This window comes from Streptomyces sp. XY431, from assembly GCF_001279805.1.
Lineage (GTDB): Bacteria > Actinomycetota > Actinomycetes > Streptomycetales > Streptomycetaceae > Kitasatospora > Kitasatospora purpeofusca.
On record NZ_LGDO01000346.1, the window covers coordinates 16,980 to 42,489 of the forward strand.

The following is a 25,510-nucleotide window of genomic DNA, read 5'->3' on the forward strand; positions in this document are numbered from 1 at the left end:
ATGAGAGTCCGACGTACGGGGGGACTCCGTGGTCGCGCGGGGGTAACGGGAGGTGGCGGATGGCCGTTCAGCCGTGGGGTGAGCAGGAGTTCGGGGCGGCCCGGCCGCCGGTTCCGGGCCCGCCCCCGATGCCGTACCCCGTGATGCCGCCGGCCGCCGTGCCCCAGGCCGCGATGCCGCAGGTCGCGATGCCTCAGTCGGCGATGCGGGCGGCGACCGCGGACCGCGAGCGCACGGTGGACGTGCTGAAGGCCGCGTTCGCCGAGGGCCGGCTCAGCGCCGCCGAGTACGGCGAGCGCTTCGAGGCGGCCAGCACCGCGCAGACCTACGGCCAGCTCGCCCGGCTCGTCGCCGACCTGCCGGCCGGGCCGATGGTCGCCCCGCAGATGACGGTGGCGCAGGCCGGACCGGTCCTGGTCCCGGTGCCGCCGACCTTCCTGGCCCCGCCGCCGCAGCGGCGGACCAACGCCGTGGCGGTCACCTCGCTGGTCCTCGGCCTGCTCTGCGTGCCGACCGGCGGCCTGCTGGGGGTGCCGGCCGTGATCACCGGTCACATCGGACGCCGGCAGGTGGCCGAGCGGAACGAGGACGGCGACGGGATGGCCGTCACCGGGATCGTCTTCGGCTGGCTGTCGATCGCCTTCTGGGCGACGATCATGATGACGGTGGCCGTCTTCGGCTGACGCGGCCGGCCCGGGGGTGCCGCGACGGACCGGGCGACCCCTCCGGCCAGGTGTGACGGGTAGGTGAAGGTCCGGGTGAACCGCCGTGGGGACCAAGCCTTAGGATGCCGGGAAGGCTGCCCCGGACCTCGTGCCCGGGGCGGTTCCATGAGACGCGATCTCATTCCCGCCGGTACCTGCTCGAAGGACCTCGACGGGCGGTGACAGTGCCGCCAGGGAGAAAGTCCGGTGACGGGCTCGATGCTGACACGAAGAGACGGCAGTGACTCCTAATCCCAACCGACCGATGACGAAGACCTTCAAGCGGATAGCCGACCGCCTGGTGAACTCCCCGCGACGGCTGTGGGGGATCTCGTTCCTCCTGTTCGTCCTCCTCGGTTCGGCCTGGTCGGTGTCCACCCCGATGGGCGGCTCGCCGGACGAGTACGCGCACCTGGTGCGGGCCGCCGCGGTCGCCCGCGGGCAGCTCAACGGCACCGAGGTGATGGTCAAGCACCAGGTCGCCGGCATGGACGGCCAGTTCGCCGAGACCGGCGTCCAGCTGCCCGAGTGGTACCGCGAGCTGTCCACCCGTCACACCTGCTACGCCTTCCAGCAGTGGCAGTCGGCCGACTGCGCCCCGGCGCTGGGCACCTCGGAGAAGATCGTCGAGGTGACCACCGCGGCCGGTCGCTACAACCCGCTGTACTACACCCTGGTCGGCTGGCCGAGCCGGATCGTCTCCGGCGAGCCCGGGCTGTACCTGATGCGACTGGCCTCCGCGGTGTTCTGCGCCGCGCTGCTGGCCAGCGCCGTGGTCGCGGCCGCCGAGTGGCGCCGGCGGGGAATCGTGATCGCGGGGCTGCTCGCCGCCCTGACGCCGACGACTCTCTACATGGGCGGGGTGGTGAACCCCAGCGGTCCCGAGATCGCCGCCGGCGTCCTGGTCTGGAGCGCCGCGCTGCCGATGTTCATGGCGCCCGACCGCGTCCTGCTGAACCGCCGGCTGCTGAGGCTGGGGGTCGGCGGCCTGGTGCTGATCAACATCCGCCCGCTGGGCCTGGTCTGGTTCGCCGGCGCGGTCGCCTGCGCGCTGCTGCTGACCCAGCGCTCCGCCATCCGCATGGTGGTGCGGACGAGGGCGACCTGGGTGTGCGCGGCGGCCCTCGCGGCGAGCACCGGCGTCGCCATGGCCTGGTCGATGGCGCACCCGGACAACTCGGTGATCGAGATCCCGGACTGGTTCACCCCGCTGAATGCCGCGCGGCTGACCTTCGACCACTCGCTGATCTTCATCCACCAGATGATCGGCGACTTCGGCTGGCTGGACACCCCGGCCCCGGCGATCACCTGGCTGCTCTGGCCGGCCGCGATCATCCTGCTGATCCTGCTGGCGCTCTGCTTCGGCCGTCCGCGCCAGGCCCTCGTGGTGATCGCCGTCATGGTCGCGCTGATCGCGGTGCCGGTGGCCGCCCAGTCGATCCAGGCGAGCAAGCTCGGCATGGTCTGGCAGGGCCGCTACCTGCTGCCCTTCATGGTCGGCCTGCCGATGACGGCGGCGGCCGTGGCAGCCCTGCGGGTGCCTTCCGGCGGGCTGCCGTGGCGGCGGCTGATCGGCTGGATGGCGCTGACGCTGACCGTGGCGAACGTCTCGGCCTTCCTCTGGACGCTGCGCCGCAACGCCGTCGGCACCGGCGGCTCGTTCTTCATCCACCCCGCGCACTGGTCGCCGCCGGGCACCTGGCTGCTCTGGCTGCTGGTCTACGGCATCGGCGCGACCGGCCTGGCCGTGATCGCCCTGGCCGGCGACCGGGCGCCGACCCCGCCGGCGACCCCGCGGCCCCCGGCGGACGGGGAGCGGTCGGTGCGTCCGGTGGGTCACCGCCCGATGACTCCGGTCGGCTGAGCGCGGGACGAGTTGCGCGGCACGCCGTGAGGGAGTGTGCTATAAGCATCGGCCGTGGTGTCGGGGACCCCGGCGCCACGGCCATGACCTGCGATGTTCCATTTGTTTTGACCGAGCCCGATGCGCTAGGTACGCTCTGACCTTGTGCCTGGGGTGTCCCCGGGTCCTTGTGCGTGCATGCACACCGGTCGCCGCGCCGAGCCGGAGCGCCTTTTACGGCGCGCCGCGCGTAGAGCGCCGTCGCTGTACATCAGCCCACGGGATTCCGTGCCGGAAAAAACCCAACACACCCGACCGCGTGGGTCGAACCACGGGGCCGTGTGCGAGGGAACACCGCAGGTTAGTTCCACCAAGCCTTGGCACACAGAAAACGGAGAAACGGTGCCTACGATCCAGCAGCTGGTCCGAAAGGGCCGGCAGGACAAGGTCGAGAAGAACAAGACTCCCGCGCTGAAGGGTTCCCCGCAGCGCCGTGGGGTCTGCACGCGTGTGTACACGACCACCCCGAAGAAGCCGAACTCGGCCCTTCGTAAGGTCGCCCGTGTGCGCCTCACCAGCGGGATCGAGGTCACCGCTTACATCCCGGGCGAGGGCCACAACCTGCAGGAGCACTCCATCGTGCTGGTGCGCGGTGGTCGTGTGAAGGACCTTCCTGGTGTCCGCTACAAGATCATCCGCGGTTCGCTCGACACCCAGGGTGTCAAGAACCGCAAGCAGGCTCGCAGCCGCTACGGCGCCAAGAAGGAGAAGTAAGAATGCCTCGTAAGGGCCCCGCCCCGAAGCGCCCGGTCATCATCGACCCGGTCTACGGCTCCCCGGTCGTCACCCAGCTGGTCAACAAGATCCTGCTGCACGGCAAGCGCTCCACCGCCGAGCGGATCGTCTACGGCGCCCTCGAGGGCGTCCGTGAGAAGAGCGGCGCCGACCCGGTCGTCACGCTGAAGCGTGCGCTGGAGAACGTCAAGCCCGCCCTCGAGGTCAAGTCCCGCCGTGTCGGTGGCGCGACCTACCAGGTTCCGGTCGAGGTCCGCCCGGGCCGCGCCAGCACCCTGGCGCTGCGCTGGATGGTCGGCTACTCGCGCGCCCGTCGCGAGAAGACCATGACCGAGCGCCTGATGAACGAGATCCTCGACGCCAGCAACGGCCTGGGCGCTTCCGTGAAGCGTCGCGAGGACACCCACAAGATGGCCGAGTCCAACAAGGCCTTCGCGCACTACCGCTGGTAGTCCGTACCCCGTCACTAGACAGAGAGAGAACGAGCCACCATGGCTGCAACCTCCCTTGACCTCGCCAAGGTCCGCAACATCGGGATCATGGCGCACATCGACGCGGGCAAGACCACCACCACCGAGCGGATCCTGTTCTACACCGGCGTGTCGTACAAGATCGGTGAGGTCCACGATGGCGCTGCCACCATGGACTGGATGGAGCAGGAGCAGGAGCGCGGCATCACGATCACGTCGGCCGCGACGACCTGTCACTGGACCGTCGACGATGCCGACCACACCATCAACATCATCGACACCCCGGGTCACGTCGACTTCACCGTCGAGGTGGAGCGTTCGCTCCGCGTCCTCGACGGTGCCGTGACGGTGTTCGACGGTGTCGCCGGTGTCGAGCCCCAGTCCGAGACCGTGTGGCGGCAGGCTGACCGCTACGGCGTCCCGCGCATCTGCTTCATCAACAAGCTGGACCGCACGGGCGCCAACTTCTTCTTCTGCGTCAAGACCATCGTGGACCGCCTCGGCGCGACCCCGCTGGTCATGCAGCTGCCGATCGGTGCCGAGTCGGACTTCCAGGGCGTTGTCGACCTGGTCCGCATGAAGGCGCTGGTCTGGTCCGCCGAGGCGGCCAAGGGCGAGATGTACGACATCGTCGACATCCCGGCCGAGCTGCAGGAGCAGGCGGACGAGTACCGCGAGCAGCTGATCGACACCGTCTCGAACGTCAGCGACGAGATCATGGAGCTCGCCCTCGAGGGCGAGGACATCCCGGTCGAGCTGCTGCAGGACGCGATCCGCAAGGGCACCCTGAACTCGGACTTCACCCCGATCTTCTGTGGTACCGCGTTCAAGAACAAGGGCGTTCAGCCCCTGCTCGACGCCGTCGTCAAGTACCTGCCGTCCCCGCTGGACATCGAGTCCATCGAGGGCACCAAGCCGGGCGACGACACCGTCAAGATCTCCCGCAAGGCCTCGGACGACGAGCCGCTCGCCGCGCTCGCGTTCAAGATCATGTCGGACCCGCACCTCGGCAAGCTCACCTTCGTCCGGGTCTACTCGGGCCGCCTGGAGTCCGGCACCTCGGTGCTGAACGCCGTCAAGGGCAAGAAGGAGCGCATCGGCAAGATCTACCGCATGCACGCGAACAAGCGTGAGGAGATCGACTCGGTGGGCGCCGGCGACATCATCGCCGTCATGGGCCTGAAGCAGACCACCACCGGTGAGACGCTGTCCGACGAGAAGAACCCGGTCATCCTGGAGTCCATGGACTTCCCGGCCCCGGTCATCCGCGTCGCGATCGAGCCCAAGTCCAAGGGTGACCAGGAGAAGCTGGGTGTTGCCATCCAGCGTCTCGCCGAGGAGGACCCGTCCTTCCAGGTCAACACGGACGAGGAGACCGGCCAGACCATCATCGCGGGTATGGGCGAGCTGCACCTCGAGGTGCTCGTCGACCGTATGCGCCGTGAGTTCAAGGTCGAGGCCAACGTCGGCAAGCCGCAGGTCGCGTACCGCGAGACGATCCGTCAGGCCGTCGAGCGCATCGACTACACCCACAAGAAGCAGACCGGTGGCTCCGGTCAGTTCGCCAAGGTGCAGATCGCGATCGAGCCGCTCGAGCAGGCCGAGGGCTACGAGTTCGTCAACCTGGTCACCGGTGGCCGCGTGCCGCGGGAGTACATCCCGTCGGTCGACGCCGGCTGCCAGGAGGCCATGGAGTTCGGTATCCTCGCCGGCTACCCGCTCCAGGGCGTTCGCGTGAAGCTGCTCGACGGTGCGGCGCACGACGTCGACTCGTCCGAGCTCGCGTTCAAGATCGCCGGCTCGATGGCCTTCAAGGAAGGCGCCCGGAAGGCCAAGCCGGTCCTCCTGGAGCCGATGATGGCCGTCGAGGTCACCACGCCCGAGGACTACATGGGCGACGTGATCGGCGACATCAACTCTCGCCGTGGCCAGATCCGGTCCATGGATGAGCGTCACGGTGCCCGCGTCGTCACGGCGCTGGTGCCCCTCTCCGAGATGTTCGGCTACGTCGGTGACCTGCGCAGCAAGACCTCTGGTCGCGCGAGCTACTCGATGCAGTTCGACTCGTACGCCGAGGTTCCGAGGAACGTCGCGGACGACATCATCGCGAAGGCCAAGGGCGAGTAACGTCCCGACTTTCGGGACAACAGCCACCCCTTAGGCTATTGGGAGGCAACCCGGGAGGATCCGGTCGGATCCTCCCGGGGCCTCCGGCCCCCCACCCAGTGGGACGGCACGGGGTGTCCTCCGGACAGCCCACACAAAACATCAAAGACCAACTGACGTCACCACGGCGTACAGAACTGTCCTCAGGAGGACTCAGTGGCGAAGGCGAAGTTCGAGCGGACGAAGCCCCACGTCAACATCGGCACCATCGGTCACATCGACCACGGTAAGACCACGCTGACCGCGGCCATTACCAAGGTGCTGCACGACGCGTACCCGGAGATCAACCCCTTCACGCCGTTCGACCAGATCGACAAGGCGCCGGAGGAGCGGCAGCGCGGTATCACCATCTCCATCGCGCACGTCGAGTACCAGACCGAGGCGCGTCACTACGCCCACGTCGACTGCCCGGGTCACGCGGACTACATCAAGAACATGATCACCGGTGCCGCCCAGATGGACGGCGCCATCCTGGTGGTCGCCGCCACCGACGGCCCGATGCCGCAGACCAAGGAGCACGTCCTCCTGGCCCGCCAGGTCGGCGTCCCCTACATCGTTGTCGCCCTGAACAAGGCCGACATGGTGGACGACGAGGAGATCCTGGAGCTCGTCGAGCTCGAGGTCCGCGAGCTGCTCTCCGAGTACGAGTTCCCGGGCGACGACCTGCCGGTCGTCCGCGTCTCCGCGCTGAAGGCCCTCGAGGGCGACGCCGAGTGGGGCGAGAAGCTCCTCGGCCTGATGCACGCCGTCGACGAGAACATCCCCACCCCGGCCCGCGCCGTGGACCAGCCGTTCCTGATGCCGATCGAGGACGTCTTCACGATCACCGGTCGTGGCACCGTCGTCACCGGTCGTATCGAGCGTGGCATCCTCAAGGTCAACGAGACCGTCGACATCATCGGCATCAAGACCGAGAAGACCACCACCACGGTCACCGGCATCGAGATGTTCCGCAAGCTGCTCGACGAGGGCCAGGCCGGTGAGAACGTCGGTCTGCTGCTCCGCGGCATCAAGCGCGAGGACGTCGAGCGCGGCCAGGTCATCATCAAGCCGGGGTCGGTCACGCCGCACACCGACTTCGAGGCCCAGTCCTACATCCTGTCGAAGGACGAGGGTGGCCGTCACACCCCGTTCTTCAACAACTACCGCCCGCAGTTCTACTTCCGTACCACGGACGTGACCGGCGTCGTGACCCTCCCCGAGGGCACCGAGATGGTCATGCCGGGCGACAACACCGGCATGACGGTCGCGCTGATCCAGCCGATCGCCATGGAGGAGGGCCTGAAGTTCGCCATCCGTGAGGGTGGCCGGACCGTCGGCGCCGGCCAGGTCACCAAGATCATCAAGTAATTGATGCTCTGACCTGTCGACCCCGGTCGAGGAGGGCTTGACGAGGACCCCCTGGGTCCTCGTCAAGCCCTCTGTCATTGGCAAAACATTTGGTCAACTAGGATCGCTCCGTACCGGCGGGACATCGGCCGTACGGACTGTCCGACGCAGGGGATGGGATTCAGGGTCTCGATGGAAAGACTCCGCACCATGATGGCCGCGCGTTCCTCGGTCGAGGAGGACACTCCCGAGGACCTGGCGGCCGGCTCCCGCCCCCCGGCCCGCAGGCCGGCCCGCAGCCTTCCGGTCCTGGCCGGCGCCCTGGCCGCCGGCTGGGTGCTGCCCGCCGCACTGATCTCGCTCGGCCTCGGGATCCTGGTCCTGCCGCTGCTGGTCCTGGCGGTCGCCTCGCTGCTCCGGATCGGCGGCGTGCTGCTCGACCGGCTGGTGGCCGCGGCCCTGGTCGTGGCCGGCGGCGTGCTCGTGCTCGGGCTGCTGTTCTCGCTCTGGCCCTGGGGCATCGACCCGATCCCGACCTCGGGCGGACTCTTCACCGTCGTGGTCCTCACCGGCTGGCTCGGCCGCCGGGTCCCGCGGCTGCCGCTGCGGTTCCGGCCCTCCGACCTGATGGTGGTCGGCACCACGTACGTGATGTGGCACTACCTGTACAAGCCGCTGATCGGCAAGGGGCCGGGCTGGCGCCTGGAGTTCCTGACCACCGCCGAGGACCGGCTCAACCACTTCTCGTACTTCGTGGGCATCCAGCACGTCGGCGGCTACAACTTCCTGCACCAGGAGGCCGCCAAGGCGTACATGATGTCGCCCTCCGAAGCGGTCTACCCGCAGGGCACCCACTTCCTGCTCGCCTGGGTCGACTCGTTGGTGCGGTCCGCCGCGGACCTCGGCGCGCCGCTCGACACCATGAACCGCTACCTGCTCTACGTGCTGGCCGCGTACGCGCTGCTGGGCACGGCCCTGGTCTGGGCGGCCCGCTGGATCGGCGGCCCGCGCCTGCGGGGCTGGCGGACGGCGGCGGTGTGCGGCACGGTCGCCGCGCTGGTGTTCTCCAGCAACTACACCGATCTGGTCATCCACGGCTTCGACTCCACCGTCGTCGGCCTGCTGATGGTGGCCCTGCTCGCGGCCTTCATGGTGCGGCCCGCGATGGGGACGGTCGAGTTCCTGCTCGTCGCGGCGCTCGGCCTGATCACCGTCACGTACGTCTACAACCTCTTCGGCGCCGTGGCCGGCCTCGCCGTGGTCGGCGCCCTGGTGGTCCACCGCCGCCGGTTCCGGCGCGCGCACTGGCTGCGCTACGCCCTGGCCGCCGCGGTCGCGCTCGGCGTCGCGGGCCTGCCCAGCCTGGTGTCCGTGCTCTCCAAGCTCGATGTCGCCAGCACCTCCAACCTCGGCGGCCCCAGCGTCGGAGCGGACCGGGCCATCATGATCGGCGGTCTGCTGCTGGGCGCGCTGGCCGCCCTGTCGCCGAGCCTGCGGCGGACCGCGACCGGGCAGGCCCTGTTCGTGGTGGTGCTCGCCACCGGGGTCGCGGTCGGCGGCTTCGCCTGGTGGCAGATCCGCACCATCGGGCAGCTCTCCTACTACTTCGAGAAGCTGGCCGGCACCGGGATCGTGATCGCGCTGATCTCGATCGGCGCGGTCGGCCCGCTGCTGCGCACCGTCTCGCCCGCCCGGGTCCCGGTGCTGCGGCGCCGGATCAGCGACGCCGTGCTCTCGGTGCTCGCGGTGGCGACGGCGCTCAGCCTGTTCGCCGGCGTCCAGTGGGGCATGGACTCGTTCAAGGGGATGCCCTCGGTCTGGCGCAACAACCCGCTGATGGCCTGGAGCCGCGGCGACGCCTGGAGCGACATCGGCCCCCGGGAGGGCGCCACCGTGATGGGCGACCTGGACGGCATCCGGGGCCCGATGATGGTGCTCTACTCGAACGACGACTACAAGAACCTCAAGTCCACCTGGCTCGCCGCGCTGCTGCGTTCGCGCGGCGGCGACATGCTGCCGCTCTACGAGACGCACTGGGTGAACATCGGCGCCGCCGAGCGCGCCGAGCCGGAGCACAGGGCGGCGATGGAGCACGTCAGGAAGGCCGCCGAGAGGCTGGGCGAGCCGATGACCGTGGTGGTGGCCGACCAGGCGACCGGCGACCGGATGCGCCGTGAGCTCGTGGGCTTCCAACCGCAGATCACGGTCGTGGTCAAGCCGGGCAACAACTGGGTCCACCCGTGGGAGCGGAGCTTCCCCGGGGTCTGACCCCCGACCGGCACCCGGAGCCGTTCCCGCCGCGACCGGCGGGGACGGCTCTCATGCACTGCTCATCCGGTCTCATTCCGGGCTCAGCACCGGCTGCTAGGGTCGGCCACGATCCAGCAGCCCCGGCCGAAAGCGGGACCAACTCATGTCGACAGCGCCGCAGTTGTCGGTCGTCATGCCGATCTACAACGAGCAGGAGGCGCTGCCGAGGACCGTCGAGCGGCTGCGGCCGATCCTCGACGCGCTCGGGGTGGGCTACGAGGTGGTCGGCATCGACGACGGCAGTACCGACGCGACCCCCGTACTGATGCAGAAGATCCGCCAGGACTGGCCGGAGTTCCGGATCATCAGGCTGGCCCGCAACTCCGGCCACCAGGCCGCCCTGAAGGCCGGCCTCGACCGCGCCCTCGGCGACTACGTGGTGAGCCTCGACGCCGACCTCCAGGACCCGCCGGAGAAGATCCCGGAGATGTTCGCGCTGGCCCGCGAGCAGAACCTCGACATCGTCTACGGGGTGCGCGGCGACCGCACCACGGACAGCTCGTTCAAGCGGCGCTCGGCCGGTGCCTACTACTGGCTGATGCGCAAGCTGGTCGGGAAGCGGATGCCCAGCCAGGCCGGCGACTACCGGCTGCTCAGCCGGGCCGCGGTGGACGCGCTCAAGGCCCTGCCCGAGCACCAGCCGGTCTACCGGCTGCTGGTGCCGTGGCTGGGCTTCCCCAGCGGGGAGGTCGTCTACGTCCGCGAGGAGCGGGTGGCCGGCACCACCCACTACCCGCTGGGGAAGATGGTCCGGCTCGCGCTGGACAGCATCGTCAACTTCTCGGCCGCCCCGCTGCGGCTGGCCACCTGGCTCGGCCTGCTGAGCTTCGCGGTGTGCCTGGTCATGAGCGTCTACACCGCCGTCGCGTTCGCCATCGGGGTCACCGTCCCCGGCTGGTCCTCGCTCTTCATGGGGATGCTGTTCCTCGGCGCGGTGCAGCTGATCTGCGTCGGCCTGCTGGGGGAGTACACCGCGCGGATCTACTCGGCGGTGCAGGCCAGACCGGCCTATTTCGTCGGCTACGACTCGGTCGACGATGAACGCCGGGACAATTCTCGATGACATTCACCGGCGATCCGGCGCCTTCGACGCCGCCACCCGCACCGCCACCGGCACCGCCCGGCCGGGGTCCCCGGCGGCAGCTGCCGTCCTTCCTGGTGATCGGCGCGCTGAGCACCCTGTTCTACCTGGCGCTGTACGTGGGGCTGCGCCAGGTGTCCTCGAAACAGGTGGCCAACCTGGTCGCGCTGGCCGTGAGCGCGGTCGCCAACACGGCCGCCAACCGGCGCTTCACCTTCGGGGTGACCGGCAGCGAGGGCGCGCTGCGCCACCAGGCCCAGGGGGCGGTGGCCTTCCTGATCGCGCTCGGCCTGAGCATCGGCGCGCTGGAGCTGCTCGACCGGCTGGCGCCGACCGCCTCCCGCCCGGTCGAGGTGGCCGGGCTGGTGCTGGCGAACGGGCTCGCCACGGTGGTCCGCTTCCTGCTGCTGAAGGTCTGGGTGTTCCGGGGCCGCTGAGGCCGGTCGGTGCCCGGGACGACGGGAAGGGCCCGGCCGCGTTCGACGCGGCCGGGCCCTTCCCGTTCGGAGCGTTTCCGGATCAGGCCCGGTGGGCCTTGCCCAGCTCGGCGGTGAACGCCTTGACCGCCTTGTAGTCGGGCAGCAGGCCGCTCGCCAGCGCCTCGGCCAGCGAGGGGGCCTCGGTGTCCTTGGCGGACAGCTGCGGCACGTCGGCCGGCCACTCGATGCCCAGGTCCGGGTCCAGCGGGTGCACGCCGTGCTCGCCGGTCGGGTTGTAGGTCTCCGAGCAGAGGTAGGTCAGCGTCGCGTCGTCGCTCAGCGCGCAGAACCCGTGGCCGAGGCCCTCGGAGATGTACACCGCCTTGCGCTCGGTCTCGTCGAGCCGCACACCCTCCCAGGTGCCGAAGGTCGGCGAGCCGACCCGCAGGTCGACGATGACGTCCAGGACGGCGCCGCGCACGCAGGTGACGTACTTGGCCTGGCCGGGCGGGACGTCGGCGAAGTGGATGCCGCGGACGACGCCCCGGCTGGACAGCGACAGGTTGGCCTGCGCCAGCCGCAGCGGGTGGCCGACCACCTCGGCGAGCCGGTCGAAGCGGTACCACTCGGTGAAGTGGCCACGCGCGTCACCGTGCACCTGGGGGGTGAGCTCCCAGGCGCCCTCGATGGACAGCTCGCGGATCTTCATCGGGTGCCCTCCTCGTCCAGCAGCGCCACCAGGTACTGGCCGTAGCCGCTCTTCAGCAGCGGCTCGGCCAGCTCGCGCAGCTGGGCGTCGTCGATCAGGCCGGCCCGCCAGGCCGCCTCCTCGATGCAGCCGATCTTGAAGCCCTGGCGCTCCTCGATGACCCGGACGAACTCCGAGGCCTGCACCATCGAGACGAACGTGCCGGTGTCCAGCCAGGCGGTGCCCCGGTCGAGGATCGTCACGTGCAGGTCGCCGGCCTGGAGGTACGCCTCGTTGACCGCGGTGATCTCCAGCTCGCCGCGGGCACTCGGCTTCAGGCCGCGGGCGATCTCGACCACGCGGTTGTCGTAGAAGTACAGGCCGGGGACGGCGTACCGGGACTTGGGCTCGGTCGGCTTCTCCTCGATGGAGATGGCCTGGCCGTCCTCGTCGAACTCGACCACGCCGTAGGCGGTCGGGTCGGCCACCGGGTAGGCGAAGACCCGGCCGCCCTTGGCACCGGTGTGCTCGGAGAGCCGGGTGCCGAGACCGCTGCCGTGGAAGATGTTGTCGCCGAGGATCAGCGCGACGGACTCGTCGCCGATGAAGTCGGCACCCAGGACGAAGGCCTGGGCGATGCCCTCGGGCTTCTCCTGGACGGCGTACTCCAGGCGGAGGCCGAACTGGGAGCCGTCGCCGAGCAGGCGCTCGAACTGGTCGCGGTCGTTCGGGGTCGTGATGATCAGGATCTCGCTGATCCCGGCCATCACGAGGGTCGAGAGGGGGTAGTAGATCATCGGCTTGTCGAAGACCGGGAGGAGCTGCTTCGACACCGCTCGAGTCAGCGGCCACAGCCGGGAGCCGGTGCCGCCGGCCAGAAGGATTCCACGCATGCGTGCACCTTATGCGAGAACGGGCGGGGGGTACGGCCGGGGTCCTTGGCAGGTGCGGGACGGCGATAGACTGCGCGCATTATGCGCATCCTTGTGACCGGCGGCGCCGGGTTCATCGGGTCGGAGTTCGTCCGTCAGCTCCTCGGAGCCGACGCCGAGGCTCGGATCACCGTCTTCGACAAGCTCACCTACTCCGGTGTCGAGGCCAACCTGGCTTCCGTCGCGGGGCACAGTGGCTACACCTTCGTCCGCGGCGACATCTGCGACGCCGCAGCTGTCGACGACGTCATGCCCGGGCATGACGTCGTCGTCCACTTCGCGGCCGAGTCGCACGTGGACCGCTCCATCGCGGGCGCGGGCCCGTTCGTGCTGACCAACGTCGTCGGCACCCAGGTCCTGCTGGACGCCGCGCGCAAGCACGGCGTCGGCCGCTTCGTGCACATCTCCACCGACGAGGTGTACGGCTCGATCAGCGAGGGCTCCTGGACGGAGGAGTGGCCGCTGGTGCCGAACTCCCCGTACTCGGCCTCCAAGGCCTCCTCGGACCTGCTGGCGCTGGCCTACCACCGCACGCACGGCATGGACGTCGTGGTGACCCGCTGCTCCAACAACTACGGGCACTACCAGTTCCCGGAGAAGGTCATCCCGCTGTTCACCACCAACCTGATCGACGGCAAGAAGGTGCCGCTGTACGGCGACGGCGGCAACGTCCGCGACTGGCTGCACGTGTCGGACCACTGCCGCGGCATTGAGCTGGCCATGCGCAAGGGCCGCGCCGGCGAGGTCTACAACATCGGCGGCGGCACCGAGGCCACCAACAAGGAGCTCACCGGGCTGCTGCTGGAGGCCGCCGGGGCGGGCTGGGACATGGTCGAGCACGTCGCCGACCGCAAGGGCCACGACCTGCGCTACTCGATCGACATCAGCAAGATCCGCGAGGAGCTCGGCTACGAGCCGCAGGTCCGCTTCGAGGACGGCCTCGCCGAGACCATCACCTGGTACCGCGAGAACCGCGCCTGGTGGGAGCCGCTGAAGACGAAGGCGGCTCTGGAGAAGTGACCGGGACCTCCTCGGGTCCGGTCCGCTGGCTGGTCACCGGCGCGGCCGGGATGCTCGGCCAGGACCTGCTGACGGTCCTGGCCGGCGACCCGGCGGCCGAGGTGACCGCCCTCGGGCGGGCCGACCTCGACATCACCGACGCGGCGGCCGTGCTGGCCGCCGTCGAGGGCCACCACATCGTCGTCAACTGCGCGGCCTGGACGAACGTCGACGGCGCCGAGACGGCCGAGGAGGCCGCCACCGCCGTCAACGGCACCGGCGTCCGCCACCTGGCGGCCGCCTGCGCCAAGACCGGCGCCCGGCTGCTCCAGGTGTCGACCGACTACGTGCTGCCCGGAGACGCCACCGAGCCGTACGCCGAGACCGCGCCGACCGGCCCGGTCAACGCCTACGGCCGGGGCAAGCTGGTGGGGGAGCAGGCCGTGGCCGAGCTCCTTCCCGAGCACGGCTACGTGGTCCGCACCGCGTGGCTGTACGGCGAGCACGGCAAGAACTTCGTGGCCACCATGCTCCGGCTCGCCGCCCAGCGCGACAGCCTCGACGTGGTGGAGGACCAGCAGGGCCAGCCGACCTGGTCGCTGGCGCTGGCCCGGCAGCTCGTCGCGCTCGGCCTGGCCGCGCTCGCCGGGCAGGCGCCGGCCGGTGTCTACCACGGCACCGGCAGCGGCCGGACCACCTGGTACGGCCTGGCCCGGGAGGCGTACCGGCTGAGCGGGCTGGACCCGGAGCGGATCCGCCCGACCACCTCCGCCGCGTACGTCACGCCGGCCGTCCGGCCCGCGTTCAGCGTGCTCGGCCACGACCGCTGGGCCGACGCCGGGCTGAGCCCGCTGCCGGACTGGCGGGAGCAGCTGGCCGAGGCGCTCGGTACGCCGGTCTTCGCCGAGCTGGGCTCGGTGGCCCGGTCGACCGAGAGTGACAGGTCTCAGTGAAGAATCCGCTGACCAAGGTCGCCGCCGCGCTGCCGCCGGGAACCCTGGCGGTGGCCGGCGGCACCGTGGTGCTCGGGGCCGCCTCGTACATCCACCTCGGGGTGGCCGGCCACAGCCTGTCCGTCGACGACATGGCGAACGTCTCCCTGCTGTGGACGATCGTGATGTCCGTCGGGATCGGTGTGTTCTTCCCGATCGAGCAGGAACTCACCCGGATCGTCGCGGCCCGCGCCGCGCTCGGCCACGGCGCGGCACCGGTGCTGCGCCGTGCCACGCTGCTGACCGGCGGGATCCTCGGTGTCGTCCTGCTGGCGCTCGGCATCGGCTCGCGGAAGATCGCCGATGTGATGTTCCACGGCGACCGCTCGCTGGTGCTGGCCCTCGGCGGCGCGTTCGCCGGCATGGCCGTCTGCTACCTCACCCGCGGTGTGCTGGCCGGCCTCGGCCGGTTCGGTGCCTACGGCACCCAGCTCGGCATCGACGGCGGCCTGCGGATCGGACTGGCCTTCGGCGCCGGCCTGGCCGGGGTGCACTCCGCGCTGGCGTTCAGCCTGATCCTCGCCCTGGCGCCGGTCGCGGCCACCCTGCTGACGCTGCCGCCGCTGTTCAAGGCGGTCCGGCCCGGCCCGCGGATCCCCTGGTCCGAGCTCTGCTCCGGCCTCGGCCTGCTGATCTGCTCGACCCTGCTGTCGCAGGTCGTGGTGAACGCCGCGGTGGTGAGCACCAAGCTGCTCGCCCCGGAGGAGTCGGCCCTGATCGCGGCGCTGCTCAACGCGCTCGTGCTGGCCCGGGTCCCGCTCTTCGTCTTCGGCTCGCTCCAGGCCTCGCTGCTCAGCGGCCTCTCCGCGGCGATCGCGGTGGGCGACCGCGCGGCCTTCACCGGTATGCTTCGCCGGATCGGCGTCGTGGTCGGCGGTCTCGGTCTGCTCGGCGGAATCCCGGCGGTGCTCCTCGGACCCCGGCTGATCCAGGTGCTGTTCGGGGCCGAGCCGGTGCTCGGCCACCTCGACTTCTTCTGGATGTCCGCCGGTACCGTGGCGTACATGTTCGCGATGGTGCTGGGTCAGGCGCTGATGGTATTCAAGCGGCACAACCTGCAGCTGCTCTGCTGGGCGCTCGGCACCGGCGTGCTCGCCGGCATCACCTTCATGCCCGGCGAGGTCGCCACCCGGGTGGTGGTGGCGTACACCGCCGGATCGGTGGCGACCGTGCTCGGTATGCTTGCCGCTCTCAGGCGCAGCTTCCCCGGTTCGACGGCGAACCAGGCCGGTCCCGCGCCGAGTACGTCGGAGCAGGCTGTGCCCACCATGAGTGCCCGGGTGAGCGGCGAATGACCGTCTCGCCCCCCGACATACGGATTTTTGCCGCGCACGAGCGCGGGAGACACCACGAACATGGAGCCCCCATGTCCCAGTACGACGATGTCTGGCTGGTGATCCCGGCCTACAACGAAGGCCAGGTGATCGCTGACGTTGTGGAGGGAGCGCGCAAGACGTTCCCGAACATCGTTGTGGTCGACGACGGCAGCGCCGACGACTCCGCCAAGCACATTATGAGCACCGGCGCGCACCTGGTGCGGCACCCGGTCAACCTCGGCCAGGGCGCCGCACTGCAGACCGGGCTGGCCTACGCCCTGGCCCAGCAGGGCGCCAAGTACTTCGCCACCTTCGACGCGGACGGCCAGCACCAGACCGCCGACGTCGAGAAGATGGTCGCGCTGCTGCGCACCGGTGAGGCCGACGTGGTCCTCGGTTCGCGCTTCATCGAGCAGAACGGCCAGGTGCCGTGGATCAAGCGCGTGGTCCTGCGGACCGCCGCGACGGTCAGCCCCACCGCCCGCAAGCTCAAGCTGACCGACTCGCACAACGGCCTGCGCGTGCTCAACCGTGAGGCGGCCGGCCGGCTGCGGATCACCATGAACGGCATGGCCCACGCCTCGGAGATCGTCAGCTTCCTGGCCGGCGCGGACCTGCGGGTCGCCGAACTCCCGGTCGACATCCTGTACACCGACTACTCACGCGCCAAGGGTCAGTCCCTGATCAACGGCGTCAACATCATCTTCGACATCTCGCTTCGGGAGCGTGGCCGCCGATGAACTACTTCTGGATCCAGTTGGTCCTGATCGCTGGCGCGGTCATCCTCGCGTTCATGTTCATCCGGCGCTGGGACGCCGCGAACACCCGCGCCTGGAAGCGCATCGCGTTCTCGGTCTTCGTGGTCGCGAACATCTACGCGATCCTGCGCCCCAGCGACGTCACCTGGTTCGCCCACAAGATGGGCGTCGGCCGCGGCACCGACCTGGTGCTGTACGTGATGGTCCTGGCCATGGGCTTCCTGACCCTGAACACCTTCCTGCGCTTCCGCTCGCTGGAGAAGAAGCTCACCGACCTCGCCCGGACCGTGGCCATCAACGAGGGCGCCCGGCTGAACGAGGAGCGCTTCGACCTGGACCTCCCGGTCTCCGCCCCGGTGAACAGCAGCGGAGCCTGACCTCCATGGCCACCTTCGAGTTCATGCTGCCGTACTACGGCGACGTGGCCCTGATGCAGGCCGCCGTGCGCAGCATCCTCAACCAGAGCGACCCGGACTTCCGGCTGACCGTCGTCGACGACGGCAAGGAGCCCGAGGTCCCGGGCTGGTTCGCCGGGCTCGGCGACGACCGGGTCCGGTACCTGCGCAACGAGCAGAACCTCGGTATCACCAAGAACTTCCAGAAGTGCGTGGAGCTCTCCACGGCGGACCACGTGGTCATCATGGGCTGCGACGACCTGCTGCACCCGCACTACCTGGAGACCGTCCGGGCGGTCCTCAAGGACAACCCCGACCTGGGCATGGTGCAGCCGGGCGTCGAGGTGATCGACGGCGCCGGTGTCGTCACCAGCGGCCTGGCCGACAACGTCAAGGACAAGCTCTACTCGCCGAGCGTCAAGGGCCGACGGCTGATGGGCGGCGAGGAGCTGGCGGCCAGCGTGCTGCGCGGCAACTGGCTGTACTTCCCGTCGATCTGCTGGCGCGGCGAGGTGCTGCGGCAGGTGAACTTCCGCGACGAGTACTCGGTCATCCAGGACCTGGCGCTGGTCGTGGACCTGCTGGAGCGCGGCGAGACGATGATGGTGGACAACACCACCGTCGTCTTCCAGTACCGCCGGCACGCGGTGAGCGAGTCCTCCGTGCAGGCGTTCTCGGGCACCCGCTTCGCCGAGGCGGAGAAGTACTTCAACGCGGTGGCGGAGCGGATGGACGCCCGCGGCTGGCCGAAGGCCGCCCGGGCGGCCCGGTTCCGCAGCGCCTCGCGGCTGCACGCGCTGACGATGCTGCCGGGCGCGCTGCGCCGCGGGAAGAGCGGCGGGGCCAAGGTGCTCGTCCGCCACGCCCTGACCTCGGGGCAGCGGCACGACGCCTGAGGCGTCCCGCGCCGGCGACGGCGAACAGAACGGCCGTGGGGCCGGTGGATCGGAAGGTCCACCGGCCCCACGGCCGTTCCGGCTTCCCGGGCGGGGCGCCGGGTCGGGCCCTCCCGGTCAGGGCTTCCGGGCGTTCGGGAAGGGGCCGAGGTGCAGGCAGGTCAGGATCCCCAGGTCCGGCTCGGGCTGCCCGACCGTGGCCGGGTCGCCGGGCTGCCGGCAGGTGCCGCCCGGCGCGTACGCGGAGCAGTGGCCGCGCTGGTCGGCGGTGACCTGGGCCTCCCAGGCGAGGTTGCCGGTGCCGCCGTCCTGCTTCGGCATGTACTTGTCGGCGGTGGCCGAGCCGGCCATGCCGAACAGCAGGCCCAGGGCGCAGAGCGTGCCGACGGCCACCGCGCGCGGGCCGGGGCGCCGGGAGAGCCGCACCACACCCAGGACGGCCCCGGTGTCGGTGCCGCGGCGGGCCACCAGGAAGCAGGCGAGGCCGGTGAGCAGCAGCAGGCAGTGGAGCAGCTGAGCGCTGGTCCGCGGGTAGAGCATGACCGCCTGGTTGCTCTCCATGTGCGAGGCGTACCAGTAGCGCATCAGCAGGGCGCTCGCGGCGCAGGCGGCGGGGACGAGCACCGAGGCCCGGTCGCTGCCGAGGGCCAGGGCGACCGCGAGTCCCACCAGCAGGACGATCGTGAACAGGCCCACGCCGCCGAGCTCGCCGGGCAGCGGCCAGGTGTTCAGCGCGTCCGTCCCGGGCAGGTCGTCGCGCCACATCGCGAAGTAGGTGGGCTCGGTGTAGGTGTCGAAGTAGCAGTAGCGGTCGACCGTGGCACCGGCCGAGGAGAGCAGCCGGAACAGGCTGATCCCGGCCAGGGCGAGGAAGCCGGCGGCGGCGGCGCCGAGCGTGTACCCGGCGGTGACCAGGGCGTCGGCGCCGGCGGTCCGCCGGAGCCGGACCAGCAGCACGACGGTGAGGACCACGGCGCCCGCGGCGGACCAGACGAACCAGCCCGAGTAGACGAGGAACATCAGGCCGAGCAGCAGGCCGAGGAGGCCGCCGGTGACGGCGGCCTTCCGGCGCGGCAGCCGGGGCGCGCGCTGGACGGTCTGGAGCAGCTTGGCCAGCACCGGCACGAAGGCCACCAGCACGATGTTGGTGTAGGGCTTGTACGGCTGCATCATCGGCAGCGCCGCGGTGACGCCGATGCCCAGGGCCCAGAGCGGGGGCAGCAGCAGCCGCCAGGACAGGTAGGCGGCGGGCCCGAGCAGGGCGACGAACAGCAGGCCGACCAGCTTGAGGGCGTACCCCGGCTGTCCGTCGGTGATGTACTCGGCGGTCCAGGCGACCAGGTGCGGGTAGACCGGCGGGTAGCCGCCGTCGAGCGACTTGCCCTCCATCAGGGCGGTGGCCCAGGCCTGGAGGTTCCCGGCGTCGCCGCCCTGGGCGTTCAGCGGCCAGGTGGTGTCGCGCAGCGCGAGCGACACCCCGGCGGCCGTGACGCCGGAGGCGAGGCCGGAGACCGCGGCGGCGGCGAAGCGGACCGTGGCGAGCGGTCGGCGGCGCATCAGGAAGGCGCAGGCCACCAGCACGCAGCCGAGCAGCAGCAGCAACCGGAGCTGGAGTCCCGCCAGCCCGCTGACCTGGCCTATGCGCATCATCGGGTTCAGTTCGACGGTCGACGCGGCCGCGGTCATGAGCAGCGCCGCGGCGACGGCCGTCAGGCCTTCCGCGACCAGGGAGAAGGTCGGCCGGCCCTGGAGGCCCCGGGTGCTGCGGCGGCCTCGGGACGCCGGAGGCTGCCTGGTCAGGTCGGGGGCGGCTGTCGGTGCGCTCGTCACTGTCCGAGAGTCCTTCAGGGGTAGTGATCAGGGTGCGGGGCCGACGTGGACGACCGCGTGGGCCGACCGGTGGTGTGCCATGGCCGTGGGGCCGTGCGGCCGCGCCTCGATTCTGCCAGGCGCACGGGAGTCGTTCGAACGCCACCTGTGTAGACCACCCCGGCAGGAAAAGGGTTGCGCCCGGCAGATGAACACTCGTCCGCGCCGGGTGCTCGACTGCCCGAAGGGGTCGACCCGGTGGCGGGGCGCAACGGGGCCGGGCGGCGCCGGCGTCACCCCGTTGGACACATTGGCCTGGCCCAGGGCCGCGTGGCAGACTTCCCGGTGCGATCCGGAGGGTTCTGGTGGACCGACGCGCCACCCGCCCCGGTCGGATCGGACGCCCCGGGAGCGGCGCGCCGGCGGAGAGCCGCACGGATCCGTGGTCGACGGCCCGTCCACCGCACGGGAGCCACGAGGTGCTCCTCCGAGTTCCGGCGGTCCCGCGCGGCCGCCCGACGGAATGGACTGAGATGACGAACCTGGCCCCCGAAGCGGTCGACAACGCCGCGAGCACCGATCGCGACGGCGCACCGCCGCCGGAGGCGGGCGCGAGAGCGGGCCTTCCCGCCCTGCTGGAGCGGCGCTCGGTCCAGATCGCCGCCGAGGTCGTGGTCAGCGTCGCGGCCGCACTCCTCCTCACCCTGCTGTGCACGCGCATCTCCGTGAACCCGCTGAACCGGATCGGCCAGGTCAGCGGCCTGGCGAAGATCCAGCTGTACGCGGCGTTCCTCGGTCTGCCCGTGCTCGCGGTACTGGTCTACACCGCCTACCGGGGCGCGGCGCTCCGGCACCGGCTGGTCCAGCGGCTGGTCTGCGCGGCGGTCGCGGGCCTGGCGACCGGCGTGGTCGCCGGGGGAGTGGTGGTCGCGCTGCGCGGCACCCCGTGGCCGCTCGGCGGCCAGGAGGGCGACCCCAGCCAGCTGATCCACATGGCCACGTCGATCCTCGACGACAAGGGGCTGCCCGGCGTCTACCCGCCGCTGTTCCCCGGGCTGATCGCGCTCTGGGCGAAGCTCAACTACGGCGGGATCGGCGGCGAGGGCTACGCCCTGCACGATCTGCAGATCTTCTTCACCGCCGTGGCCGGGCCGATGAGCTACCTGGCCTGGCGGCTCATGCTGCGGCCGTTCTGGGCGCTGGCCGTGGCGGTGCCCTCGGTGCTGGTCTTCCTGGACCCGATCCGGCCCTACAGCCACGTCACGATGATCATCCTGGTGCCGCTGCTGGCGGCCTGCCTGCGCGAGCTGCGCCGGGCCGGCGAGCTGTCCACCCGCTCGGTGCTGCTGCGCGGCGCGGGCTTCGGCGCGGTCTTCGGGGTGCTCTTCCTCTACTACTCGGGCTGGTACCTCTGGTCGGCGCCGGGCATCTTCGTGCTGACCCTGTTCCTGTTCCCCTGGCGCGGCGGCGGCCGCGCCGTGCGGCGGACGCTGCTGTTCGTGGGCACCACGGTGGGTCTGGCGGGCGCCATCGGCTCGCCGCTGCTGTACCAGATCGCCAAGGAAGGGGCGACGACCCCGGACCGGTACGCCTACATCGTCAACTACGTCGACCCGGCCTATGTGCTCGGCTGGCTGTCGGACCGCTCCGGCCAGGAGACGTACCACACCTGGCCGCAGGCGGGCGAGATGGCCGGCCAGACCGGCTTCGCGCTGCTGCTGGTCGCCGCGGTCGGCATCGGCATCGGGATGGGGCTGCGCAGCCTGGTGGTCCGGGTGGCGGCGGCGGTGCTCGTCGGCGCCTGGCTGATGCGCTTCTACTACGCCTCGCACATGGCGCACGACCAGATGGTCCAGCTCTACCCGCGGACGACCTGGATCATCATGTACTGCCTGATCATCCTGGCGGTGACCGGTCTGATGGCCGCCACCGACCGGGGCCGGGGCTGGGCCGAGCGGGCGTTCCGCTCGGTCGGCCGCAGCGAGGCGGCGGGCCCGGTCGTCCCGCTCCGCGGTACCAGGCAGCTCGCCGCCGGACTGGTCTGCGCCCTGGCGCTGTTCGCCACCATGGGCGCGTCCTGGTCGGTGGACCGCTACATGCCGCAGGACGAGAAGACCAACACGATGGGCATCGACGCCTGGCGGGCGCACAACATCAAGAAGCAGGACGGCAGTTGCCCGAAGTTCGCCCCGGTGAAGTCGGAGACGCCGCAGCGGCCCTGCGCCGACCCGATCGTCAAGGACTGGGAGGCGGAGCCGGACAAGAAGTCGCTCCACTGCGCCGGGGTGTCGACCGAGGACTGGCCCGTGGTCTGCGGCAGGATCGCTCCCTGGGTGACCCAGAAGTAGTCCGCCCCTGAGGGTGCGCCCCCGACCGGGGCCGGTGAGGCCTGCCTCACCGGCCCCGATTGGCTTTCCGGCTCCCACCTGTGGCAGTATGTCCAAGTTGCTCGGTTGAGTGCCGATGCTGCGCGCCTCCCGCCGGGAGGACCGGAAGCGAGTCCCATCTACTCGTCGTTCCCGTGATGGCCGTCAAGCGTGTGTGTTACGCCACGGCAGCTGCGGGGCGAAAGTACGGGAATCTTCCGGGAAGCGTGTGCGGGGTCTCAGCCCGGCTTTTCCCCCTTTCCCGAAAGTTTGAAACCGACGAGTCAATCGCCGGTTTTTTGCAAGCGCGAGAGCGACACGCCCGAGCGCGGGGGTCGGAGGAGGAGTCGTGCAGCGACTGGACAGAAGGACTACAAGGTAGCCATGGCGGGACAGAAGATCCGCATCCGGCTCAAGGCCTACGACCACGAGGTCATCGACTCTTCGGCGAAGAAGATCGTCGAGACGGTGATCCGTACTGGTGCGCAGGTCGCGGGCCCGGTGCCGCTGCCCACTGAGAAGAACGTGTACTGCGTCATCCGCTCGCCGCACAAGTACAAGGACTCGCGCGAGCACTTCGAGATGCGCACTCACAAGCGTCTGATCGACATCCTCGACCCCACGCCGAAGACGGTTGACTCGCTCATGCGTCTCGACCTGCCGGCTGGCGTCGACATCGAGATCAAGCTCTGAGAGGCGCACCGAAGATGGCTAAGCAGATTAAGGGCATCCTGGGCGAGAAGCTCGGCATGACCCAGGTCTGGGACGAGAACAACCGGGTCGTTCCGGTGACCGTCGTCAAGGCTGGGCCCAATGTCGTGACCCAGGTCCACACCGCCGACAGCCCGGCCGGCTACGACGCCGTCCAGATCGGCTTCGGCGAGATCGACCCCCGCAAGGTGAACAAGCCCCTCGCGGGTCACTTCGCCAAGGCCGGCGTCACCCCGCGCCGCCACCTGGTCGAGCTCCGTACCGCGGACGCGTCCGAGTACACCCTGGGCCAGGAGATCACCGCCGAGCTGTTCGAGGCGGGTGTCAAGGTCGACGTGACCGGCACCTCCAAGGGCAAGGGCTTCGCCGGTGTCATGAAGCGCCACAACTTCCGTGGTCTCGGCGCAGGTCACGGCGTGCAGCGCAAGCACCGTTCGCCCGGTTCCATCGGTGGCTGCGCCACCCCGGGCCGCGTGTTCAAGGGCCTGAAGATGGCCGGCCGGATGGGTCACGAGCGCGTGACCACCCAGAACCTGACCGTGCACGCGGTTGACGCGGAGAAGGGTCTGCTCCTCATCAAGGGTGCGATCCCGGGCCCGAACGGCGGCCTCGTCCTCGTCCGCACCGCGGCGAAGGGGCTGTGAAGGATATGAGCACCATTGACATCCTGTCGCCCTCGGGTGACAAGACCGGCAGCCTCGAGCTGCCGGCCGAGATCTTCGACGCGAAGGTCAGCGTTCCGCTGATGCACCAGGTCGTCGTGGCGCAGCTCGCTGCGGCCCGTCAGGGCACCCACAAGACCAAGACTCGTGGCGAGGTCCGCGGTGGCGGCAAGAAGCCGTACCGCCAGAAGGGCACCGGCCGCGCCCGTCAGGGCTCGACCCGTGCGCCGCAGTTCGCCGGCGGTGGCGTTGTGCACGGTCCCGTGCCGCGCGACTACTCGCAGCGGACCCCGAAGAAGATGATCGCCGCCGCTCTGCGTGGCGCGCTCACCGACCGGGCCCGCCACAACCGCATCCACGTCGTCACCGACGTGATCGCGGCCGAGGTGCCGTCGACCAAGGCCGCCAAGGGCCTGTTCGGCAAGATCACCGAGCGCAAGAACATCCTCCTCGTCGTCGAGCGTGCCGACGAGCTGGGTCTGAAGAGCGCCCGGAACCTGCCGCACGTGCACATCCTGGACGCCGGTCAGCTGAACACCTACGACGTGCTCGTCTCCGACGATGTGGTCTTCACCCAGGCCGCCTTCGAGCGTTTCGTGGCGGGTCCCGCCGCGTCCGCCAAGGCCGTTGCTGCTGAGGGCGAGCTCGAAGGGAGCGCCGCCTGATGGCTGCAGAGATCACGAGCAAGACGTTCACGGACCCCCGTGATGTCCTGGTGAAGCCGGTCATCTCCGAGAAGAGCTACTCGCTTCTCGATGAGAACAAGTACACGTTCGTCGTGTCGCCCGGTGCCAACAAGACCCAGATCAAGCAGGCCGTCGAGGCGGTCTTCTCGGTCAAGGTCGAGTCCGTCAACACGCTCAACCGTCAGGGCAAGCGCAAGCGCTCCAAGACGGGTTTTGGCAAGCGCAAGGACACCAAGCGCGCCATTGTGACGCTGGCTGAGGGCAACCGCATCGACATCTTCGGTGGTCCGACCTCCTGACGGAGGCCGTGATCGTCGATCAAGACGAGGACGAAAATGGGTATCCGCAAGTACAAGCCGACTACGCCGGGCCGTCGTGGCTCGAGCGTGGCCGACTTCGTCGAAATCACGCGGTCCACGCCGGAGAAGTCGCTGGTTCGCCCCCTGCACAGCAAGGGCGGCCGTAACAACGCCGGTCGGATCACCGTTCGCCACCAGGGTGGCGGACACAAGCGCGCCTACCGTGTGATCGACTTCCGTCGTCACGACAAGGACGGCGTGCCGGCCAAGGTCGCGCACATCGAGTACGACCCGAACCGCACCGCGCGCATCGCGCTCCTGCACTACGCGGACGGCGAGAAGCGCTACATCATCGCGCCGCGCGGCATCACGCAGGGCGACCGGATCGAGAACGGCGCTGGCGCCGACATCAAGCCGGGCAACAACCTGCCGCTGCGCAACATCCCGGTCGGTACCACCATCCACGCGGTGGAGCTGCGTCCCGGTGGCGGTGCCAAGCTGGCCCGCTCCGCCGGCTCCGGCATCCAGCTGCTGGCGCGTGAGGGCAAGATGGCGCACCTGCGCATGCCCTCCGGTGAGATCCGCCTGGTGGACGCGCGCTGCCGCGCGACCGTCGGCGAGGTCGGCAACGCCGAGCAGTCGAACATCAACTGGGGCAAGGCCGGCCGTATGCGCTGGAAGGGCGTTCGCCCGACCGTGCGTGGTGTGGCCATGAACCCGATCGACCACCCGCACGGTGGTGGTGAGGGTAAGACCTCCGGTGGTCGCCACCCGGTCTCGCCGTGGGGCCAGAAGGAGGGTCGTACCCGTCGCCCGAAGAAGGCGTCGGACGCTCTCATCGTGCGCCGCCGCAAGACCAACAAGAAGCGCTAGGAGCAGGTCAG

24 protein-coding genes are annotated in these 25,510 nt (G+C 70.0%); 21 read left to right on the forward strand and 3 right to left on the reverse strand.

Translation table 11 applies throughout. The annotated features are described in order from the left end of the window. Positions 1-59 precede the first annotated feature (59 nt). From ADK60_RS25330 to ADK60_RS25370, 9 genes are all read left to right on the forward strand, one after another. A complete protein-coding gene (locus ADK60_RS25330; RefSeq protein WP_234371246.1) occupies positions 60-683 on the forward strand; it encodes a DUF1707 and DUF4190 domain-containing protein in 624 nt (207 codons plus the stop codon). A 286-nt stretch (positions 684-969) separates the two neighbouring features. After that, a complete protein-coding gene (locus ADK60_RS25335; RefSeq protein ID WP_045937820.1) occupies positions 970-2,568 on the forward strand; it encodes a DUF2142 domain-containing protein in 1,599 nt (532 codons plus the stop codon). 381 nt (positions 2,569-2,949) lie between these two features. After that, complete coding sequence (rpsL, locus tag ADK60_RS25340) at positions 2,950-3,321, forward strand: 30S ribosomal protein S12 (RefSeq protein WP_014144289.1); 372 nt, start codon at positions 2,950-2,952, stop codon at positions 3,319-3,321. A 2-nt stretch (positions 3,322-3,323) separates the two neighbouring features. Then, on the forward strand, positions 3,324-3,794 hold the full coding sequence (rpsG, locus tag ADK60_RS25345) for a 30S ribosomal protein S7 (protein WP_030393278.1): 471 nt from the start codon (positions 3,324-3,326) through the stop codon (positions 3,792-3,794). Positions 3,795-3,833: 39 nt separating this feature from the next. Then, positions 3,834-5,939, forward strand: coding sequence for an elongation factor G (gene fusA / locus ADK60_RS25350; protein WP_045937819.1), 2,106 nt, complete (start codon positions 3,834-3,836; stop codon positions 5,937-5,939). Positions 5,940-6,134: 195 nt separating this feature from the next. Beyond that, positions 6,135-7,328, forward strand: coding sequence for an elongation factor Tu (gene tuf / locus ADK60_RS25355; RefSeq protein ID WP_053649107.1), 1,194 nt, complete (start codon positions 6,135-6,137; stop codon positions 7,326-7,328). Between the two features lie 189 nt (positions 7,329-7,517). After that, positions 7,518-9,575, forward strand: a complete 2,058-nt coding sequence (locus tag ADK60_RS25360) for a hypothetical protein (protein ID WP_053649109.1) — start codon at positions 7,518-7,520, stop codon at positions 9,573-9,575. Between the two features lie 145 nt (positions 9,576-9,720). Further along, the gene (locus ADK60_RS25365) at positions 9,721-10,680 is read left to right on the forward strand and encodes a glycosyltransferase family 2 protein (protein WP_045937816.1); all 960 of its coding nucleotides are present in this window, start codon (positions 9,721-9,723) and stop codon (positions 10,678-10,680) included. Continuing rightward, positions 10,677-11,135, forward strand: coding sequence for a GtrA family protein (locus ADK60_RS25370; protein WP_078896131.1), 459 nt, complete (start codon positions 10,677-10,679; stop codon positions 11,133-11,135). Before ADK60_RS25365 ends, ADK60_RS25370 begins: the two co-directional genes overlap by 4 nt. Positions 11,136-11,217: 82 nt before the next feature. On the opposite strand, the gene rfbC is transcribed toward ADK60_RS25370, so the two are convergent. Both rfbC and rfbA read right to left on the reverse strand, forming a co-directional pair. Next, positions 11,218-11,826, reverse strand: a complete 609-nt coding sequence (gene rfbC, locus ADK60_RS25375; protein ID WP_045937815.1) for a dTDP-4-dehydrorhamnose 3,5-epimerase — start codon at positions 11,824-11,826, stop codon at positions 11,218-11,220. Beyond that, positions 11,823-12,698 (reverse strand): glucose-1-phosphate thymidylyltransferase RfbA, encoded by an 876-nt coding sequence (gene rfbA / locus ADK60_RS25380; RefSeq protein WP_045937814.1) that lies wholly within the window; start codon positions 12,696-12,698, stop codon positions 11,823-11,825. Before rfbA ends, rfbC begins: the two co-directional genes overlap by 4 nt. An 81-nt stretch (positions 12,699-12,779) precedes the next feature. Between rfbA and rfbB the strand changes: the two genes are divergently transcribed. The 6 genes from rfbB (at position 12,780) to ADK60_RS25410 (ending at position 18,093) form a co-directional block, all read left to right on the forward strand. Further along, positions 12,780-13,757 carry a dTDP-glucose 4,6-dehydratase gene (gene rfbB, locus ADK60_RS25385; protein WP_030393286.1) on the forward strand — a complete coding sequence of 326 codons (978 nt, stop codon included), beginning with the start codon at positions 12,780-12,782 and terminating at the stop codon, positions 13,755-13,757. Next, positions 13,754-14,689: a dTDP-4-dehydrorhamnose reductase gene (gene rfbD / locus ADK60_RS25390; RefSeq protein ID WP_079008678.1), complete on the forward strand. Its 936-nt coding sequence runs from the start codon at positions 13,754-13,756 to the stop codon at positions 14,687-14,689. The genes rfbB and rfbD overlap by 4 nt, the downstream gene beginning before the upstream one ends. Beyond that, the gene (locus ADK60_RS25395) at positions 14,686-16,023 is read left to right on the forward strand and encodes a lipopolysaccharide biosynthesis protein (protein WP_199839756.1); all 1,338 of its coding nucleotides are present in this window, start codon (positions 14,686-14,688) and stop codon (positions 16,021-16,023) included. Before rfbD ends, ADK60_RS25395 begins: the two co-directional genes overlap by 4 nt. 71 nt (positions 16,024-16,094) lie before the next feature. Beyond that, positions 16,095-16,784, forward strand: a complete 690-nt coding sequence (locus ADK60_RS25400) for a glycosyltransferase family 2 protein (protein ID WP_030393289.1) — start codon at positions 16,095-16,097, stop codon at positions 16,782-16,784. Further along, complete coding sequence (locus ADK60_RS25405) at positions 16,781-17,179, forward strand: DUF2304 domain-containing protein (protein WP_030393290.1); 399 nt, start codon at positions 16,781-16,783, stop codon at positions 17,177-17,179. Before ADK60_RS25400 ends, ADK60_RS25405 begins: the two co-directional genes overlap by 4 nt. Positions 17,180-17,184: 5 nt before the next feature. Beyond that, positions 17,185-18,093, forward strand: a complete 909-nt coding sequence (locus ADK60_RS25410) for a glycosyltransferase family 2 protein (protein ID WP_045937813.1) — start codon at positions 17,185-17,187, stop codon at positions 18,091-18,093. A 117-nt stretch (positions 18,094-18,210) separates the two neighbouring features. On the opposite strand, the gene ADK60_RS25415 is transcribed toward ADK60_RS25410, so the two are convergent. Further along, positions 18,211-19,923, reverse strand: a complete 1,713-nt coding sequence (locus ADK60_RS25415; RefSeq protein ID WP_053649111.1) for a hypothetical protein — start codon at positions 19,921-19,923, stop codon at positions 18,211-18,213. A 512-nt stretch (positions 19,924-20,435) separates the two neighbouring features. On the opposite strand from ADK60_RS25415, the gene ADK60_RS25420 reads away from it, so the two are divergent. From ADK60_RS25420 to rplB, 6 genes are all read left to right on the forward strand, one after another. Beyond that, positions 20,436-22,250: a hypothetical protein gene (locus tag ADK60_RS25420; RefSeq protein ID WP_053649113.1), complete on the forward strand. Its 1,815-nt coding sequence runs from the start codon at positions 20,436-20,438 to the stop codon at positions 22,248-22,250. A gap of 402 nt (positions 22,251-22,652) precedes the next feature. Next, positions 22,653-22,961, forward strand: a complete 309-nt coding sequence (gene rpsJ, locus ADK60_RS25425) for a 30S ribosomal protein S10 (RefSeq protein WP_012785157.1) — start codon at positions 22,653-22,655, stop codon at positions 22,959-22,961. A 14-nt stretch (positions 22,962-22,975) separates the two neighbouring features. After that, complete coding sequence (gene rplC / locus ADK60_RS25430; protein ID WP_030393294.1) at positions 22,976-23,623, forward strand: 50S ribosomal protein L3; 648 nt, start codon at positions 22,976-22,978, stop codon at positions 23,621-23,623. Between the two features lie 5 nt (positions 23,624-23,628). After that, positions 23,629-24,306 (forward strand): 50S ribosomal protein L4, encoded by a 678-nt coding sequence (gene rplD / locus ADK60_RS25435; RefSeq protein WP_045937810.1) that lies wholly within the window; start codon positions 23,629-23,631, stop codon positions 24,304-24,306. Next, positions 24,306-24,626 (forward strand): 50S ribosomal protein L23, encoded by a 321-nt coding sequence (gene rplW, locus ADK60_RS25440; RefSeq protein ID WP_030393296.1) that lies wholly within the window; start codon positions 24,306-24,308, stop codon positions 24,624-24,626. The genes rplD and rplW overlap by 1 nt, the downstream gene beginning before the upstream one ends. Positions 24,627-24,662: 36 nt before the next feature. Then, positions 24,663-25,499, forward strand: a complete 837-nt coding sequence (gene rplB, locus ADK60_RS25445; RefSeq protein WP_030393297.1) for a 50S ribosomal protein L2 — start codon at positions 24,663-24,665, stop codon at positions 25,497-25,499. The last annotated feature ends 11 nt before the right edge of the window (positions 25,500-25,510 follow it).